Origin of the sequence: Methanorbis furvi (genome assembly GCF_032714615.1) — an archaeon.
Classification (GTDB): Archaea; Halobacteriota; Methanomicrobia; order Methanomicrobiales; family Methanocorpusculaceae; genus Methanocorpusculum; species Methanocorpusculum furvi.
This window is the reverse complement of the sequence record NZ_JAWDKA010000003.1, coordinates 1-18135: the sequence shown is the minus strand read 5'-3', so window position 1 is coordinate 18135 and position 18135 is coordinate 1. Positions and strand designations below refer to the sequence as shown.

Sequence of the window (18135 nt, the reverse complement as noted above, 5' to 3'; positions counted from 1 at the left end):
AGGAGTTGTCCCCTAAAAAACCAAAAGGATGGTGATGTAAAAAGTCTCCAGTAAAAAAGAACCCAACAGTTTCAATCCAGATGCCGGTCTGACAGCACAAGAATCAGAGTAATGTTACCACCACATGCCCGGCCAATCCAAACACTCATACTCTCCAATAATTCGGACTGCAAAAACCACCACACACCATTCAAAAGCAGTCTGAATCAAAAAATACAATACTGCCTGCGGACGTCCACACCCGTCCGCAGCAAAAAAATTGTTACTCCTCCTTTTCTGTCTTCTCAGTAAACAGCGGAAGAATGTCCGTAATTGCCTTCCGGTCCCCGATAACAACCGCCGTGTCGCCTGCCTCAAGTACTGTATTTCCGTCAGGCGCAACAACAGCATCATTACTGTCCTCGCCGCGCCGCACAGCAATAACCGATATACCGTGGTCTGCCCGCAGGTGAACATCAGACAACCTTTTTCCGGCAACATCACAGTTGTCTCCAACCCTGATCTGCTCAATTGAGTTACGGTTCATCGAATCCTTCTCCTCAGTCCTTATCGCCCGCAGATGAATCGCATCAAACCAGCTGCCGGACTTCTCCGTCTTATCGCCATGCGATCCCACATCAATATACTGATCATAAAGATCATTTCTGATCTGCTTCACATACAAATCCTGATCCTGCTGCGGAACCTGCTCGTTTGCAAGAATTCTGCGGAAAATCTGCAGAGCCGCCTCACGTTCATCCACAATCACTTCATCAGCACCAAGCCGGTACAGCTCCTGGGTCTCGGAGATAAATCTGGATCTTGTGATGATGTTGATGTGCGGATTCATCCTGCGAACGGTTGTAACAATCGCTTTGATTGCTTCCATGTCAGGAATCGTGATCACAATGGAACGTGCCTTCATCACTCCGGCGTACTCAAGGATCGAGTCACGCGTTGCGTCGCCGTAAACGATTCGTTCACCGCGTTTCTTCTCGCGGTTCACAGTCTCCGCATTCAGTTCAAGAATGAGGTAGGGGATCTCCACCCGCTTCAGTGCCTTCGATACGTACTGTCCCGCAAGACCGTATCCCACCACAATCACATGCTCTTTGGGTTTGATCTCGCAGTTGTCCCCCTCTCCCTCCTCTTCGAAGATGTTTCCGCCCGGCACCTTTGGCTTGACCAGCCTTTTTGCAATCGCCGGACCTGCATTCACCGCAAACGGCGTAATCGCCATGGTTACAATAGTAATCGCAAGGAATACCTGATAAACATCCTGCGTCAGAATGCCTGACGACAGACCGGTGGATCCCAAAATGAATGAGAACTCACCAATCTGCGACAGGCCGATTGCCGAGAGGATCGCAGCAGCTCCCGTTATACCAATCGCTCTCACACTCACGATGTTGATGAGTGTTTTTCCAAACATCAGAACAACCGCAAGTACAATGATTAACAGAAGGTGTTCCATGACGTACTGCAAATTCAGCATCATACCAATTGAGACAAAGAAGAAACTTGTCAAAAGATCACGGAACGGCAGAATCTGTCCGATGACTTCGTGGCTGTAATCGGATTCAGAGATTGCAATTCCTGCGAGGAACGCACCAAGCGCAAGAGAGACACCGTTTAAGGACATCAGCCAGGCGATACCGAAACAGATGGCAACGATTGAGATGATGAAGAGTTCCTTGCTCCGGGTTAAGGCAACTCTTGTCAGGAATTTTGGTACAAGGAATATGGCTCCAACGAGAACGATTGCAAGGATAACCATACCCATACCGAAGTTCAGAAGGGATCCAACCAGATCGGTTTCTGAGGTTCCGGCAAGGATGGGGACCATGAGCATCATGGGAATGACGTTTAAGTCTTGGAAGATAAGCAGGCCAAGCGCAATTCTCCCATGCTTTGTGTCAACCTCGCCGCTGTTCTGGTACAGGTTCATGATGACGGCGGTTGATGAGTGCGCAACTAAGAATCCTATGAAAATTGCGACGTTCGAGTCAAATCCGACCGCGACCATGACGGCCCAGACGGCTGCCGTGGTGAGCACCAGCTGGAGGGTACCTCCTACCAGTACGATCTTTTTCATTGAGAGCAGACTCTTCAATGACATCTCAAGACCGATGGTGAACATCAGGAGGATGACACCAAGTTCGGCTAAGAGTGATACCTGTTCTTCGGTGACCAGACCAAGGCCTGCAGGACCTACGATGATACCGGTAATGAAGTAGCCGATAATAAACGGCATACGCAGGCGTCTGCCTACGAAAAGAACGGCGATGGCGCACGCGAGTACTACCACCACCGACATAATAAGTTCTGATTGTGCGTCCACCTGTTAATCCTCCAAAATTTCAGGGCGTTTCAACTTTTTAATGAGAGAATGCACAAAACAGGCATGCCTCTGGTGTGCTCTGTGTTGGGTATTCTGTCATTACCAAGGATGCTTCCCGGAGATGATGTTTTGGTGGAACTTTTTATGCAAGTAATCAGTAAAAAACTCTCTGTAGACAAGAGGAGTTGAGAAAAATTGCTGTTGTTTCTGATGATGTTTTGGCTGAGTGATTTTTCAATATTTTTTGGTGAAGAAAACTTCATATGAAATAAACTTCATATATACTTTCAGAGGATCATGAAGATTACCAAACGACTGTTTTCCCTGTGTCTGATTTTTGCATTTTTTTTGGTCTGTGGAATTTTAGGGCTGTTGTTGGAGTATCTCTATCCGAATGTTCCGCCGGGCCCTGGACTGAGCGGCGTAACCTATGGAATTATTGGTGTTGTTGTCGGAGGATGTTTTATTCTTGGATGCCTCTACCGGTACCGGCGTGATCCTGCTGAGATGAAAATTGATGATAAACCGTATCAGGATGAACGATGGCTTCGTGTGCAGGAGAAGGGAGCGTCCTCTACATTTTATGTAGTTCTTGGACTCCTTTTCCTCTGTGTCACCTATGTGCAGTACATCTGTGAGATATTTCTTGGTATCAGCGACATGGTGATTGTCGAAAATATATCCAGAATGTTTCTGTCTCTGATGCTCCTTTCTGTTGGCGCTCTGGTCGTGTTTGTCATCCATTACTACTATGCAAAGGTGTGAAATATTATGACATCTCTTTACTATCTTGAACGCTACACCGTTCTTGCCGCAGGTTTTCTTGCCTGCGGGGCCTTGAGTCTGCTTCTCTCGTTTGCAGACGACACTGCCCAGTTTCCCTACACATCCATTTTGTTTCTCGGGATGGGAGTTGCTGCGGCAGCATATGTTCTGAAAAACCACCGGGACAGAACTGACTCATCAGGAAATCTGGTGTTTCCCAAACTTGATGAACGCGAACTGCTTGTTGTTATGAAATCATCCTGGGCCGCACAGGAGATTGCAGTAATAGTACTGCTGTTTGCCGCATTCAATGCAGGACCGATTCTTCACATCCTCGCAGGAGATGTCTCTTACGCGGTAGTTTCTGCTGTGCGGGTACTTCTGTTGGGGTTGTTTGCTGTTCTGATGATGGTCTACCTGATTGCTCATGCATACTTTGAACGGAAAATGTAATTTCTCTGAACATTGAAAACTGCGAAAATTTCTCAGGCATGTTTTGAGAAGTTGGAAGGACGGCAAGGCTATTTCCCTCTCTGTCAAAATAATTAAGGATAAAGAAATGGATAACAAAATTCGGGAGCTGCGTGCCACACGCAGCATGACCCAGCAGGAGCTGGCTGATGCGGTCTTTGTATCCTCCCGGACAATTATCTCTCTGGAAAAAGGGCAGTATAATCCTTCAGTCCTGCTCGCCCACAAAATTGCCTGCATCTTTGATCTCCCGATCGAAGAGGTGTTCATCTTCTCAGCAGACGATGAACCAGAATCGGTGGCAAAATGATCCGCCGGCTGCTTGTTCTTTTTCTTCTCTTCATCATCATCACATCTCCGACAGTCGTGGCATCCCCCGCATCCTTTGATCTGCGTGAGCTGCATGCCGTAACTTTTGCAAAGTCGCAAGGAGATGCCAACACCTGCTGGGCGTTCGGTGTTGTGAACGCTGCCGAGTCAAACATCATCACAAAAGGCCTTGCGGATGCTGACTCTCTTGATCTCTCGGAGCTGCACCTCGCCTACTTTGCCTACAATCGCGACGAGGTAAGTGTTGATGCTGTCCAAGAGGGACTCGAAGGACTTCGCGGCGACTTCATCAGTCTCTCTGACGAAAAATCGTATCTTGAAGCAGGAGGCAACGAACTTTTTGCCGCGTTCGTTCTTGCGTCATGGTTCGGGTTTGTGAACGAATCCATCGCTCCTTACGAAAATATTTCGGCTCTTGATTCCTCGCTTGCGCATGCGGCAAACTCGTATTATCTCGTGAACTCTTCATGGCTCAAGTTCAGTGAGCCGGATGCGATCAAACGCATGATGATGAAAACCGGAGCTGCGTCTGTTGGTCTCTACTCAAACGACTCCTACTACCGCAACGACACCTTCGCTTACTACTGTTTTGATCATGCGGACAGTTCTCACACCGTCGGCCTTGTCGGATGGGATGATAATTTTTCCAGGGAAAATTTTACCGTCGTCCCTCCGGGTGACGGTGCATGGCTGATGAAAAACAGCTGGGGACCTGAGTTTGGGGACAATGGATTTTTCTGGGTCTCGTACTATGATACCTCGCTTGACAATGCGGTATTTTATGATGTCGTCCCTGCCGAGACATTTGATCACAATTACCAGTACGACGGCGGCATTCTGCCGACATCAATGCCGGTCGCTTCCAACGGCAGCGACGAAATAACAGTTTCTGCGGCGAACATCTTTACTGCGAAAGGATATGAGTCCCTTCGTGCGGTCTCGTTTTTCACCTTTAACAAAAATGTCTCGTATGATATTTTTGTCTCAATCAATGGAGTCAAATTCGGTAGCGCCCTCAAAAGAGTGGTGAGCGGAACTGCGGAAACCCCTGGGTATCACACGATTCCGCTCCCCCGCCCGCTTCTGCTTCGCCCGAACGAATCTTTTGCCGTCACGGTTACGCTTCGTGCAGAGGCTGACACCTCGGATTTTTTTGAAAACCCGGGCCTCTCCCTGCCGCTGGATCTCACCCAGCGGCATCAGATATTTATCTCAACCTCGGTGTCTGAGGAAAACCAGAGTTATCTGTTTGATGAGGATGAAGGGGCGTGGACCGATATTGGTGCGCACGGCGATGTGAACGTGAGGATCAAAGCGTTCACTGTCGACGCTGGCACGCGATAAAACGCGAAGAACGCGAATCGCATGCCTTCCACACGCCGTTTCGTCGTGTTTAACTCCTCCTTTCAGGAGTCGTTTCGGCCTGCTCACCGCTTCGCGGAATAGCGCGAATAAAAAAAATCGCCAATGGCGATTTTTAAGAGGTTGCTAAATAACTTATTTTCAGATTAATCTATGCTCTCAGAAAAATATTGGTAATTTTTTTTCAAAAATCGCCATTGGCGATTTTTAAGAGGTTGCTAAATAACTTATTTTCAGATCAATCTATGCTCTCAGAAAAATATTGGTAATTTTTTTTTCAAAAATCGCCATTGGCGATTTTTTATTCGCGTTCTTCGTGCTATTCGCGTTTCGAGTTTCTTTGCGTTTCACAAAGATCATATACCGCAGGATGAACAGCCGCCGCTTCGAAGCAGGCGTTCGGTCAGCTGCCCGGTCTGGAGCTCAAGATCAGACACCCGTTCGCGCAGCTCCATATTCTCCTTCTCAAGAACGAGGATCATCCCTTCCAGCCGCTTGAGTTCATGGAGAATGGCATCATTATCAAGTTCCTGTGTCATATGATTGAGGTGTTCGCCTGAATAGTATATAGATATGAAGATAGCGACCCCTGATGCCGCATTCCCACATACTAATAGTACCTCACACCAAGATTACTACTACAAATGGCAGGCATGTTTGAGATCACCTCCTCGTTCGCTCCCCGCGGCTCGCAGCCGGAAGCAATCGCCGAACTCACCGACAGAATTTTAGACGGCGAACAGTATCAGACCCTGCTTGGCGTGACGGGGTCAGGAAAAACCTTCACCATTGCAAATGTTATCGCAAACGTCCAGAGACCAACGCTCGTGCTTGCCCACAACAAAACCCTTGCCGCACAACTTTACAATGAGTTCAAGGAATTTTTCCCGAACAATCATGTCGAGTACTTCATCTCCTACTATGACTACTACCAGCCCGAGTCCTACATCGCCAAAAAAGATCAGTACATCGAAAAGGATGCACAAATCAATCCCAAAATCGAGATGATGCGGCTTGCGGCGACCGCGTCTTTACTCTCCCACAGAGATACTATAATAGTGGCTTCGGTCTCCTGCATCTATGGTCTGGGTAACCCTGAGAACTTCAAAAATCTCGGTTTTGAACTCCGCACCGGTCAAAAAATCGGCAGGACCGAAATTCTCGAAAAACTCATCAGCATTTTGTTCGAGAGAAATGATCTTGAACTGATGCCCGGACGATTCCGCGTCAAAGGGGACACGATCGATATCATCCCCGGTTACTTCAACGACATCATCAGAATCGAACTGTTTGGTGATGAGATCGAACGAATCTCTGAGGTGGACAAAAACACCGGCAAGGAAAAAGAACGGCTCGAGTACTTTTATGTCTATCCGGCGCGCCACTTCGTCACGCCCGAGTCTGAACGGCAGCGAAGTCTTGCATCCATTCGATCTGAACTTGACGAAGTTCTCGGAGAGGGAAAACTCGACGATCTCTCGGCCCACCGTCTGCGTCAGAGGACGCAGTATGATCTTGAGATGATTGAAGAGACCGGCTCCTGCAAAGGTATCGAGAACTACTCCCGCCACTTCGATGGACGAGCCGCAGGCGAGAAACCGTTCTGTCTGCTTGATTACTTCCCTGATGATTTTTTGCTGGTGATCGATGAGAGTCACCAGTCGCTCCCGCAGGTTCGGGGGATGTACAACGGTGATCACTCAAGAAAAATGTCGCTGGTTGAGTACGGGTTCCGGCTGCCGAGCGCATTTGACAACCGCCCTCTCAAGTTTGATGAGTTTGAGAAGTATATGCGTCAGGTGATCTTTGTCTCGGCAACGCCGGGCGAGTATGAGTTGTCCCACTCGGGCGATGTGGTCGAGCAGATCATCAGGCCGACGGGTCTGGTGGATCCTGTTGTTGAGGTGCGGCCCATTAAGGGGCAGACTGATGATATCATCAGAGAAATTCAGGCGGTGATCGCGAGAGGCGACCGTGCGCTTGTTACGACGCTGACGAAGAAGCTTGCCGAGGAGCTGACCGAGTATCTTGCGCAGCAGGGGATTAAGACGAGATATCTTCACTCGGAGATTCAGGCGCTTGAGCGGACCGAGCTTATCCGCCAGCTGCGGCTTGGTTTGTTTGATGTGCTGGTGGGTATCAATCTGCTTCGTGAGGGTCTTGATATTCCTGAGGTCGGGTTTATCGGAATTCTTGATGCTGATAAGGAGGGGTTCCTGCGTGATTCGCGGAGTCTGATTCAGATCATCGGCCGTGCGGCACGCAATGCTGAGTCACGGGTGGTTTTGTATGCCGACAACATGACCGAGTCGATGCGTGTTGCGATGTCAGAAACCGCCCGCAGACGTGAGATGCAGATTTTGTTCAACACCGAGCATGATATTGTGCCAAAGACGATCAAGAAACCGGTCCGCGAGAAGGAGGTTGACATTAAGGATGTGAAGCATCTGCCGAAGTCGGAGATTCCAAATCTCATCATCGAGCTTGAGGCTGAGATGAAGGCAGCCGCCGCTGGTCTTGACTTTGAGAAGGCGATCGCACTTCGCGACAGGGTTAAGGAGCTGCGGAACGGGTTGTGATTATTTTTAAAACGCGAATAGCGCGAATCGCATGCCTTTGGCCTGCTCACCGCTTCGCGGAATAGCGCGAATAAAAAATCGTCAATGGCGATTTTTCAAAAAATTGTATGTACTTCTCTGGACGAATTGGTTTGTTTGAAAATAAATAATTTTAGTAAAATTCTAAAAATCGCCTTTGGCGATTTTTTATTCGCGCTATTCCGCGAAGCGGTGAGCAGGCCAAAGACATGCGATTCGTGCTATTCGCGTTTCAAACTTATTCCAAAAACAAACGAACTCTTTTTCGTGGATCACCTCGACCCAATCTCATTAATACCTTCTCCCGACCATATACTTTTGATATGACTCGTGCACTCCTGTCGGTCTGGGACAAGACCGGCATTCTTGATCTTGCCAAAGCCCTGGCAGCAAAAAATATCGGCATTCTCAGTTCCGGCGGAACCGCAAAGACGCTTCGTGACGCAGGCATTCCGGTCACAGACGTCTCTGAGTACACCGGTTTTCCGGAGATGATGGACGGCCGCGTCAAGACACTGCACCCGAAGGTTCACGGCGGCCTTCTGGGCAGGCGCGGAACAGACGACGACATCATGAAGGCTCACGGCATCGAGGGCATCGACATTCTCTGCGTCAACTTATATCCGTTTGAGGAGATGTCTCAAAAGAATCTGCCGCTTGACGAACTGATCGAGTTTGTCGATATCGGCGGCCCTGCAATGATTCGTGCGGCGTCCAAAAACTTCAAAGACGTTGCCGTTGTGGTGGACCCGAGTGATTACCCGATGGTCATCGAAGCCGTGAGTGGCAAAGGGTTCACGTACGAACAGAGGCTCGGCCTTGCCGCAAAGGCTCTCACCCGGACCGCTGCCTATGACGGCGCGATCTCCAACTATCTGAACAGCCTCGGCAGTGATTTCCCAACCACCTACACATTCCAGTTTGCCAACGGCCGCCCGCTGCGCTATGGAGAAAACCCGCACCAGAAGGCAGCAGTCTACGGAACATCAGGCATCGCAGGACAGGTTGCTTTGCAGGGCAAGGAGATGTCCTACAACAACTATCTTGATGTGCACGCGGCGGTCGGCCTCTGCCGCGAACTCCCGTCTCCGGCAACGGTCATTGTAAAACACAACAACCCGTGCGGGGTAGCTCTTGGGTCAACCCAGCTTGCCTCCTACCTGAAAGCACGCGATGTGGATCCGGTTTCCGCCTACGGCTCGGTCGTTGCGATGAACAGCCAGGTCGGCAAAGATGTTGCCGAAGAGATCTGCTCCACCTTTGTTGAGGTATTGATCGCCCCCTCCTTCACGGATGAGGCACGCGAGATCATGAAGAAAAAGGAGAACATGCGTCTTTTGCTTCTCCCGCCCGAAGTTTCGGCTGATGAAGTTCGGACGATCGACGGCGGCATTCTTGTGCAGCGAACTCCGGCCCATGAAGAGGGCTGGGAGATTGTGTCAAAGCGTGCGCCAACCGCTGAAGAGGTTGCCGCACTGAAGCTTGCATGGAAGGTTGTCAAGCATGCGAAGAGCAATGCGATCATTTATGCGAACGCGACCGAAACCGTCGGGCTTGGCGTCGGCCAGATGAGCCGCGTGGACTCGGCAAAACTTGCCATAATCAAGGCATCTGAGTTCGGCAGAACAATGAAAGGAACCGTCATCGCATCCGATGCGTTCCTGCCGTTTGCCGATACGCTTGAGGTTGCGGCAGCTGCTGGCGCGACCGCACTCATTCAGCCGGGAGGCTCGATCCGTGATGCCGAGGTTATTGCCAAGGCAGATGAGCTTGGCGTTGCGGTGGTGTTTACCGGAACCCGCCACTTCCGGCACTAATTTTTTTTCTTATTTTGTTTTGTGTTTATACTCAGAATTAAAAATGCAATGACGTTTCGTCCATAATCTGTAAATAGCATAGGAGCAAATTACTCAGTATTTACGAAAGAGGTGAATTGAAAAAAATGGTTATTGGCATTGTGGAGAACCTTTACAGTTCTTATGATTTTACCAACAAAGCACTCAAATCCTTTAGTGACTGGCTGATTCTGATCTTCATCAATCTTATGGCCGTCGCTGGTGCCCTTCTTATTTTTTGCGGCGTGTTCGGCATGATAATTTCAGCGTTGTCCGCGTACAACCTTCCAACGATGACGTCAAATTCAATGGTTCTGGGAGATCCGATTTCCTCCTCCATGACATCAGCGTTTGCCATGGCCGGTATTTTCTCAATGGTATTCATTGGTCTTGGCATAATTCTTGCCCTGATATTTGGTATTCTCCTGACCGGTGTTCAGATCCGCGCGTATCGCGGCGGCGAATTTACGCTTGGCTCCTATGGAGGCATGTTCCTTGATGGTCTGCTTGCAACAATCATCTCCTTCATCTACTTCATTCCCTACATTATCATCTCGATCCTGCTCAACTTCGGTCCGATGATGAACCCTGCATATGTCATTGCATCCATGATCATCGAGATCGTTGTCATGATAGTAACGATGCTGTTCTACCTCATGGCAGTCATCAGATTTGCAAAGGTCCAGAAGTTTAGTGCGGCATTTGAGTTAAAGGAAATCTTGAATGTGATCAGCACCATCGGCTGGCTGACGTACATTGTAAACATCATTGTTGTCGGCATCGTGATTCTGGTGATCTACCTGATCCTTGCTCTGATCCCTGTGGTCGGCTGGGGTTTACTGATTGTTGTTATGCCGTTCCTGATCATCTGGGAGGCAAGATTCTTCGGAGCCCTCTACGAGTCTGCAACTGCAACCAAGGAAATTGAACCTGCGTCCCCCTAACGCAGATCCTTTATTTTTATTTTTTTTTTACTGCTGTTTCTTTTTGTGATCCGCGCTCTTTTCTCTGAATTGCTCATGACGTTTTTCTTCTGTTTGGTAAAATGTCGATAATTTGCGGTGTATTTTGTAATTCCTGCGAAATGTTCGTCAAAACACGAAACTGATTTCGTGTATTTCTAATCTCGATGAATTTTCGTGAGATTTCTAAATTACTCAAAAAATTTCCGTTATCTCGCCAACAGAGGAGTAATTATAAATAGGTAAAAGTGAATTTCTCTATAACCACAAAAAGAGGTGGAAATTTATGTCTATTGGTATTGTAGAAAATGTCACAGGTTCTTTTGCATTTGCAAAAGACAGGCTTGTCGGCAAATGGCTTGACTGGCTTATTCTTATCATCCTGTTTATCATCCCGATCATCGGATGGGCTCTGCTGTTCGGATTCCTTGCCCGTGTATATCGCGGCGGAGAACCAAAACTTGGCGACTGGATCAAGATGCTTATCGATGGTATCCTGATGTGGATCGTATTCATTGTTTATATGATCATTCCGGCTATCGTGTTCGTTATCCTTGGCGGTGCAGCTGTTCTTACCTCCTTCGCCTCGGTTGATGGTATGATGAATCCGACTGGTGCACTCGGCGCAGCATTAGGACTTGGTGTTGGTGTAATTCTCTCTGTCATTATTGCCATTATCTTCGGTTTCCTGGCTACTATGGGTATGGTCCGGTTTGCCAAGGAAGAGAAGTTCGGCGCTGCATTCCAGGTCGGTGAACTTTTCAAGATCATCGGCAAGATCGGCTGGCTGCACTACATCCTTTCCTGGATCGTTCTTGCAGTCATCTTTGCCATCATCTACTTCATTGTCGGTCTGATCACGGGACTCGTCGCTCCGCTTGGAATGATCATTCTCTGGATCATCGGTCCGGTTCTGGTAATCTGGCAGGGTAAATTCTACGCTCACCTCTACGAGTCTGCGTAAGACCTTAAAACCCAAAATTATTTTTTTTTCTTTTGTTGAGTGATTTTGTCTACGAACTCCTGTCGTTCACATGAAGTATACGTAAACATCATGGAATGAACTCCTCACTCAGGCACAAACTATAATTGTCCTTGTGACTACTTTAGAGTATGAACTACAAACTTGTGACCATGTGTGTTCTGTTGCTTGCGGCCCTTGTTCTTGCGGCAGGATGTGTCGGTACCGATAATCCTCCGGCGACCGTCACTCCTACACCAACACCAACCTCGACCACCAACCCTGACTTCAGTCTTACTCCGGGACCAACCGGTACGTTTCCTGACGGAAAAGCGGTAGTTGTGCAGGTTGGCCGTGACTCGATCAAGCCGGAGATTACGGCAACGTATTCGGGAGGCAAGGGAACGAATCAGATCAGCAAAATAGAAGTGACCCTCTACCGTGCGGATGACAAAGAAATTATCACACAGCAGTTTGGCAAGGAACCGAGAATCGGCACCGAGCTGGTGTTTGTGGGTTCGTCAACGCCGTCCATCAGTGACCGTGTGAAGGTTGTTGCATACTACTACTCAGGTGAGGTTGTTGTGGTGAGCGATCAGCTCTACACGTTCAAGCCGAGAACATAACTAAAAAAATATTTTATTCTTTTTTTGCCCAGGTTATGAGCAGACCGTCATCAATTTTTTCAATATTTTTGAGAGTGAGACGGGGAAAGCCTTCGGCACGGGTGAATCCTGTCCCGTCAACGAGGGTGGGTGCGTCCGTTCCGCCGATGATGAGCGCTCCGACATAGATGCGTATTTCGTCGAAGAGTTTCTGGCTGGTGAATGACCAGAGAAGGGTTGCGCCTCCTTCGACCATGAGTTTTTGTACGCCCATTTCACCGAGTTTGTCGAGGACAAGTCCGAGGTCAACCTGATCTGTGCCCGCACGAATAACGGTCGCCTGTTTTGCAAGGACGGCAACTTTTTCCTCAGGCGCCTTGTCTGAGACGAAGATGACTCGTCTGCCGGTTCCTTTTTTGAACATGTCTCCGTCCGGCGGCATCTTTGCCTGACTGTCGATGACGATTCTCATCGGCTGTTCCTCACGTCCCTGTGCTGTGCGTTCGGCGATGAGGTCAGGGTTTTTGAGACGAAGCGAGGAGTCGTCGGCAAGGATGGTGCCAATTCCGACCATGACGGCGTCGCAGTCTGCCCGAAGCCTGTCGACGCGGGCAAAGTCCTGGTCTCCGGAGATTTTGGTCTGCCGGTGTTCTTTGGTGGATATTTTTCCATCAGCACTCATTGCGGCGTTGATGATGACGTAAGGGCGCATGTATGTCCCTTTGTGTTGTTGGGATATATACGTTGCAGGTTTATCTTATGAGTCGCCCACGGAACACACGGAAAAAACATCACGGAGCAGACAAGAACAACACTGAATTGAAAAACAATTCATTTTCATAATGTTTTTGCCTTGTAGTCATATTTTTTCCGTGTTGTTCACGTCTGCTCCGTGATGTTTTTCTGTGAGATTTCTGTGTGCTCCGTGTTTTCCGTGGGCGGCTCATGAATTATAATACTGCAAAACCTACATTCTCGGAAGCATTAATCCCTCCCACTGCAAATAGTTAGGGATATGCCAAATCTTACGGTTGCTGTTCTTGCTCCCAACGGATATGCCCGCGATATCGGGAAAAAGGGAACAAGTACTGATATTACTTTCTATAATCTGAAGAAGGGACATGACACCGTCACGCTGCTTGAGCCGACCCGGTATCCTGACCGGCTTGCCCCGCTGTTTTATGTGGTCTCGATGGCTCACGAAGCAATTGTGGTGGTGGACGCTATCACCCCGATGTTTGCCGAGTGGGTTTTGATTCTGGACTGTGCCGGTGTTTCAAAGGGAACGATCATTCTGAAGAATTACATTCAGCCGTCTGATATTGCCCCGCTGATCAAGGGAACCGTTCTTGAAGGCTACGAGGTCTGCGAGGAGGATTTTATCACGCTTTCTGCAAATCTTCTTGCAAAAGCTGCCACACAGCCTGAGTCAGAACCAAAAGACGGTGCTGTGGGTTCGGTCCCCATCGATCACCACTTCAATGTGCGAGGAATTGGAACGGTTATTCTCGGCTGTGTTGTGGACGGCTGGATCAAGAAGCATGACAAAATGCGGGTTGAGCCAACCGGAAAAACCGCACAAATCCGTTCCGTGCAGAAGCATGATGATGACTTTACCTGGGGATGTGCAGGCGACCGTGTGGGCTGTGCACTGAAGGATATCGAGTCTGATGACCTTGACCGGGGTTTTGTTCTGACCACTGATCCTGCCGTGAAGAGTTCAACAAGCATCACCGGCCAGGCACATCTGGTGAAGTACTGGCCTGCGGCAGTGAAGGATCAGATGGTTGTTTCCGTCGGCCACTGGATGCAGTTCCTTTCTGCCCGGGTGGTTGCCGTTGAGAACGGTTCAGACTGGCATAACCCGAAACTTACCATTGAACTGGAGACTCCGGTCGTGTATAAACCGGGAGATAAGGCGGTTCTGCATTATCTGGACGGCGGAAAGCTGCGGATTATGGGGACGATTACCCTTCCCTGATTTTTTTGTCGTTTGTCGGAGATAATTTTGGTGCTGATCAAGGCTGATGACTGATATCACTTTTTTTAGAGTCGACAAACGACAAACTTTTTTTTGTCAACAGGAGTTCCAATCTGAAAAATCGCCTTTGGCGATTTTTTTATTCGCGCTATTCGTGCTATTCGCGTTTCAAAAAAAGATGAGGAAAAACCCCTTCACTTCACGTTCTCGCAGTACTTCAGAATATCCCTTGTCCGCTCAATCCCCAGCGTTGGCTTCGTCACCTCAAGCCACAGATAGAACCCGACCCGCGACGGCGTTGGCCGCTCATACTTAAACCCGCCAGTTTTCACCGGAATCATCTTAAAATATGTCCGCTGTTTGCGCGGCTTCAGATAAATCACCGGCGACATCTCAGGATAATCCACCGCAAGAACTACCTTCGAATAATTCTCCGACAGCTTCGTAAAATCCAGAACATCAGACTTCACCCGCAGCCCATACTCAGACACCAGCCCTTTCAGCGCAGACGGATACAACCCTCCGCAGATCACCTTCTTCACCAGCGGCGACACACACGGATCCGCAAAATACTGCTCGCTTGAAAACTTATGATCCATCGCAAAATACAGACGCGTCAGCGCCTCATCATGCAGCTTCTTATAATCAAACCCTTGCGTCCTCAGCGACTCGCAGGACACCAGCTTCGGATTTTTCACCGGCTGTGTTGGAAGCGTCGTCAGCCGCAGCGGACGAAGCACCGACTTCATCACCTCGCACGGCTTTGTTCCCACATACAAATTATCAGGATCAGCAACTAACCGCCGCACCACCTGCGTATTCGAAATATCCACCGAAGAAAACAGAATGAACCCCACATGCTCCTGCTTAAACATATAGCCGAACAGATGCTTCTTGTAAATAATCTCCGCCTCAAGATCCTTCAGATCCGCGGGAGACGTCACAATCTCGCAGAACGTCGCCTGATTCTCATTATCAAACAACAGCAGATCAACTTCAGCCAGATCCTGCCCGTTCCCCCGCACCCGAATATCCCCTTTCTCCGCAGAGTACAAACCATTCATCCCGAGCGCAATCTTTGACTTATGTTTCGGAACATCAGCACCTTTGCGGACAATTTTCTTAATCGTATTCGTCTGGGACGCAATTCGAATCAGCTGCTCATAAATCAGCGACTCAAACCAGTATCCTTCCGCCGTCCGCATCAGCATAATATCTTCGGAAAACAGATTCTTCCGCTCCGCTGCCCGCATATGCCGCATAGCCCGCACCGCAACCGCCCGATCTGGGTGATACCGGTCAAACTGCTCGCCTATCCACCGGAGCATAGCCGCCCCTCCTGCACTAACATCGTACGTATCACATCAGATAAACTTCAGCAGAGCACCAGAATCCTGCGTGTCAGACTCTTGTGCACTCGCTGTTCATAATATCCCGAAATCTCAAACAGACCGTCGGTCAGGCCGCGTATATCACGGTGCGTAACCACAACAGCACGGCCGCCCTTCTTTAAGATGCGGCGGATTTCCCGCAGGGAGTCCACATACAGCGTGTCCAGCGAATCAGCTCCAACCGTAGTCGACTGGCCGTAGGGTAAATCGGTCGCGACCGCATCAAAACATCCGTCAGGATACGGCATCCTGGTCGCGTCCGCACGAACATATGCACCGTCGGGCAGATTGCTCCGGCATCCTTCAAGCATCTCGGGATCATAATCACTGCCGATGGATACAACACCCATCAGCTCGGTCTCAAGCAGCATGCCTCCCGTGCCGCAGAACGGATCGCACAACAGTTCTCCCGGCATAACATGCGTCAGGTTCACCATCGTTCTTGCCATCAGGGGCATCATAACTCCCGGATGGAAGAAGGCCCGTCTCTGCGGATTACGGTAGGCATAAGATCCCCGGTCAATGGTGTAGAGAACCTTGCCGAGGAAACACCGGTTATCGGTGAAGAGCGCACGATATTCAACCTCAGGATTACTGAGGCACACAGTTCCGCGTATGCTCTTCCCCATCATGCGCTCCAGCTCCAGCTGGGGCGCATCTACGGTGGAAGGATGAACCTTTCTGACTCTGCAGGCAAAGGGACGGTCAGCGATAATATTCAGCTGCGTCAGCAGTTCCTGTAAGGCACTGCTGGTTCCGTCGCATTCGCCAATCAGCTCCATAACTACATGGGTCTGCGCAAGTCGTGTCGTCGTCTCAGGATACTCCACCTCAGCGATCGCAGCACCGGTTGCCGTTCGCGTCACCGTTCCGACGCAGGCAATTTCCGCGATAGCCAGAGAGGTGTTCTCTCCGGAGAGTTCAAACAGCAGGTTCATCCGTCCTATAGATATGCCGTTTGGTTACTATATACCTGTGGTAAGTCTCAGATATTTTCAGAGCACAATCTCCTTCTTCTTGATATACCATGCTTTTGCGCAGTGGTTGGGATGATAGCGCATCTTTGCCTCGCGCAGTCCCGGAACATCCATGTCGGATTCTCTGTTGACCCACTCGCATTTTGCCCGGAGACATTTTGCCGTCTCCTGATTGATGATCTTATAGATGCCCTTGTACTTCACGAACCCTTTTTCAAAATGTATGAGCGCAGTTGATTCATTGAAAAACTCCCAGACAGCAATTGCGGCAATGTTTCCTTCAGGCATGATTCTGATTGCAAGTCCTTCGCATCCAAGTTCCTGCCAGTGTTCGAGCGCAAACAAAACAGCGGTCAGTTCCTCTTTCATGATCAGGTTTGCTTCGCAGTGTTTTGAGATGCTCCACTCCTCAATCATCTCCCGGACTTCGGGCAGGATATCGATTGTGATTCGTTCGGTTGTGTGGCAGTACTCGGCGTTGAATCTGTTGATCTGGCCGCGGATGTTGAGATATTTTCTTCCTTTGAGTTCGGCGAGTTCAACGGTTCGGTAATAATACTCGGAAAATCCTCGGTTGGTGTAGACCGGGGTTTCGGGGTGAACTTCTTTGAGGTAGCGGACGTCTGATTCGTTGTAGAAGTCCATGGCCATTTTTCCGCCGCACTCTTTTGCGAGTGCGAGGACTTCTTCGAATAGTTTTGGGGCTGGTTCCCCCACGGGTGCGCGGTAGGTTGTTTCGCCGTCTACGGTGCAGGCGGTGAGCAGTCTTCCGTCCTGAACGGTAAATGAGTAGGGGGCATAGTGTTCCCAGCAGACCATGTTCATGAACGAGTACTCGGAGTGTACTTGCGGGTATTGTGCAAATATTTTGTCGAAGACTGGTTTGTCCTTCAGGGTAACTGGTTTATAGTCTGCTTCACTGAGTGTCATGATATCTGTTCGGTCGTTCCTGTTCAAGGTTCATGGGGGTGTAGCGTTCCATGGGAGAAAATCCTGCGCGTTTATAGATGCCTTCAGCTTCGGGCGCTGCAATGAGGCCGAGCCATGAGAGGCCGAGGGTTTGCCCGAGGCTGCGTAGAATTTCGGCAATTTTTGATCCGATGCCCAAATTCCGGTAGCTGGGAAGGACGGCGACGTCTTGTATGTAGCCGTCTGATGAGCCGTCGGCGATGATTCTTCCCATGCCTACGGCAGAGCCTGTTGCGCTGTCAAGTGCGATTATGAAGAGGAAACTACCGCGAATGAGGGGCGCGATACCGCCTGGGTTCCAGCCCATTTCCCACCAGCCGCCTGCACGGTAGAGGTCGATGATCTCTTTGGTCTGCCAGTTTCTGATCATCAGGTATTTGATTTCCGGTTGATTTTGTCTGTTTTCTTCCCCAATGTCCATGAGTTTTTATTAGGTTGGTTTCTGAGTGTTATGAGGATGACTGTTTGGGACAAAAAAATTCTGTTTCGCTGTCTTTATATCTCTCTTCATCCTATGTTGTTAGCTCACAGTCACTCATGTGTTTTGTGAGAAATCAGGCGAGCTTTTTCGTCTGATTGGTATCATCCAGCAGTTCGGAGGGTTTATAT

General features: G+C 49.3%; 17 protein-coding genes. 10 read left to right on the top strand and 7 right to left on the bottom strand.

The window, feature by feature from the left end; genetic code table 11:
* Nucleotides 1–262 precede the first annotated feature (262 nt).
* Nucleotides 263–2320, bottom strand: coding sequence for a monovalent cation:proton antiporter family protein (locus McpAg1_RS02880; RefSeq protein ID WP_338093792.1), 2058 nt, complete (start codon nucleotides 2318–2320; stop codon nucleotides 263–265).
* A gap of 297 nt (nucleotides 2321–2617) precedes the next feature.
* On the opposite strand from McpAg1_RS02880, the gene McpAg1_RS02875 reads away from it, so the two are divergent.
* The 4 genes from McpAg1_RS02875 (at nucleotide 2618) to McpAg1_RS02860 (ending at nucleotide 5230) form a co-directional block, all read left to right on the top strand.
* Nucleotides 2618–3085 carry a hypothetical protein gene (locus McpAg1_RS02875; protein ID WP_338093791.1) on the top strand — a complete coding sequence of 156 codons (468 nt, stop codon included), beginning with the start codon at nucleotides 2618–2620 and terminating at the stop codon, nucleotides 3083–3085.
* Nucleotides 3086–3091: 6 nt separating this feature from the next.
* Nucleotides 3092–3538: a DUF2178 domain-containing protein gene (locus McpAg1_RS02870; protein ID WP_338093790.1), complete on the top strand. Its 447-nt coding sequence runs from the start codon at nucleotides 3092–3094 to the stop codon at nucleotides 3536–3538.
* Between the two features lie 106 nt (nucleotides 3539–3644).
* Nucleotides 3645–3866, top strand: coding sequence for a helix-turn-helix transcriptional regulator (locus tag McpAg1_RS02865; RefSeq protein WP_338093789.1), 222 nt, complete (start codon nucleotides 3645–3647; stop codon nucleotides 3864–3866).
* Nucleotides 3863–5230, top strand: coding sequence for a lectin like domain-containing protein (locus McpAg1_RS02860; RefSeq protein WP_338093788.1), 1368 nt, complete (start codon nucleotides 3863–3865; stop codon nucleotides 5228–5230). Before McpAg1_RS02865 ends, McpAg1_RS02860 begins: the two co-directional genes overlap by 4 nt.
* Before the next feature lie 374 nt (nucleotides 5231–5604).
* Here McpAg1_RS02860 and McpAg1_RS02855 read toward each other — a convergent pair whose 3' ends face one another.
* Nucleotides 5605–5787, bottom strand: a complete 183-nt coding sequence (locus tag McpAg1_RS02855) for a hypothetical protein (RefSeq protein WP_338093787.1) — start codon at nucleotides 5785–5787, stop codon at nucleotides 5605–5607.
* Nucleotides 5788–5892: 105 nt separating this feature from the next.
* Between McpAg1_RS02855 and uvrB the strand changes: the two genes are divergently transcribed.
* From uvrB to McpAg1_RS02830, 5 genes are all read left to right on the top strand, one after another.
* Nucleotides 5893–7827 (top strand): excinuclease ABC subunit UvrB, encoded by a 1935-nt coding sequence (gene uvrB / locus McpAg1_RS02850; RefSeq protein WP_338093786.1) that lies wholly within the window; start codon nucleotides 5893–5895, stop codon nucleotides 7825–7827.
* Nucleotides 7828–8168: 341 nt separating this feature from the next.
* Nucleotides 8169–9662 carry a bifunctional phosphoribosylaminoimidazolecarboxamide formyltransferase/IMP cyclohydrolase gene (purH, locus tag McpAg1_RS02845; protein WP_338093785.1) on the top strand — a complete coding sequence of 498 codons (1494 nt, stop codon included), beginning with the start codon at nucleotides 8169–8171 and terminating at the stop codon, nucleotides 9660–9662.
* Nucleotides 9663–9787: 125 nt separating this feature from the next.
* A complete protein-coding gene (locus tag McpAg1_RS02840; protein WP_338093784.1) occupies nucleotides 9788–10624 on the top strand; it encodes a DUF4013 domain-containing protein in 837 nt (278 codons plus the stop codon).
* A gap of 304 nt (nucleotides 10625–10928) precedes the next feature.
* On the top strand, nucleotides 10929–11606 hold the full coding sequence (locus tag McpAg1_RS02835; protein WP_338093783.1) for a DUF4013 domain-containing protein: 678 nt from the start codon (nucleotides 10929–10931) through the stop codon (nucleotides 11604–11606).
* Nucleotides 11607–11755: 149 nt separating this feature from the next.
* Nucleotides 11756–12229, top strand: a complete 474-nt coding sequence (locus tag McpAg1_RS02830; protein ID WP_338093782.1) for a hypothetical protein — start codon at nucleotides 11756–11758, stop codon at nucleotides 12227–12229.
* A gap of 13 nt (nucleotides 12230–12242) precedes the next feature.
* On the opposite strand, the gene McpAg1_RS02825 is transcribed toward McpAg1_RS02830, so the two are convergent.
* Nucleotides 12243–12920 (bottom strand): 2,5-diamino-6-(ribosylamino)-4(3H)-pyrimidinone 5'-phosphate reductase, encoded by a 678-nt coding sequence (locus McpAg1_RS02825; RefSeq protein ID WP_338093781.1) that lies wholly within the window; start codon nucleotides 12918–12920, stop codon nucleotides 12243–12245.
* Between the two features lie 303 nt (nucleotides 12921–13223).
* Here McpAg1_RS02825 and McpAg1_RS02820 point away from each other — a divergent pair, with 303 nt between their 5' ends.
* Entirely contained in the window at nucleotides 13224–14189 is a 966-nt protein-coding gene (locus McpAg1_RS02820) for an EF-Tu/IF-2/RF-3 family GTPase (protein WP_338093780.1), read from the top strand.
* 194 nt (nucleotides 14190–14383) lie between these two features.
* On the opposite strand, the gene McpAg1_RS02815 is transcribed toward McpAg1_RS02820, so the two are convergent.
* Genes McpAg1_RS02815 through McpAg1_RS02800 form a run of 4 tightly spaced genes read right to left on the bottom strand, consistent with a single transcriptional unit; the run spans nucleotide 14384 to nucleotide 17947 of the window.
* Complete coding sequence (locus McpAg1_RS02815; RefSeq protein WP_338093779.1) at nucleotides 14384–15517, bottom strand: hypothetical protein; 1134 nt, start codon at nucleotides 15515–15517, stop codon at nucleotides 14384–14386.
* Between the two features lie 47 nt (nucleotides 15518–15564).
* Complete coding sequence (locus McpAg1_RS02810; protein WP_338093778.1) at nucleotides 15565–16518, bottom strand: methyltransferase domain-containing protein; 954 nt, start codon at nucleotides 16516–16518, stop codon at nucleotides 15565–15567.
* Nucleotides 16519–16575: 57 nt separating this feature from the next.
* Nucleotides 16576–17487 carry a DUF2156 domain-containing protein gene (locus tag McpAg1_RS02805; protein ID WP_338093777.1) on the bottom strand — a complete coding sequence of 304 codons (912 nt, stop codon included), beginning with the start codon at nucleotides 17485–17487 and terminating at the stop codon, nucleotides 16576–16578.
* A complete protein-coding gene (locus McpAg1_RS02800; protein ID WP_338093776.1) occupies nucleotides 17474–17947 on the bottom strand; it encodes a GNAT family N-acetyltransferase in 474 nt (157 codons plus the stop codon). Before McpAg1_RS02800 ends, McpAg1_RS02805 begins: the two co-directional genes overlap by 14 nt.
* Between the last annotated feature and the right edge of the window lie 188 nt (nucleotides 17948–18135).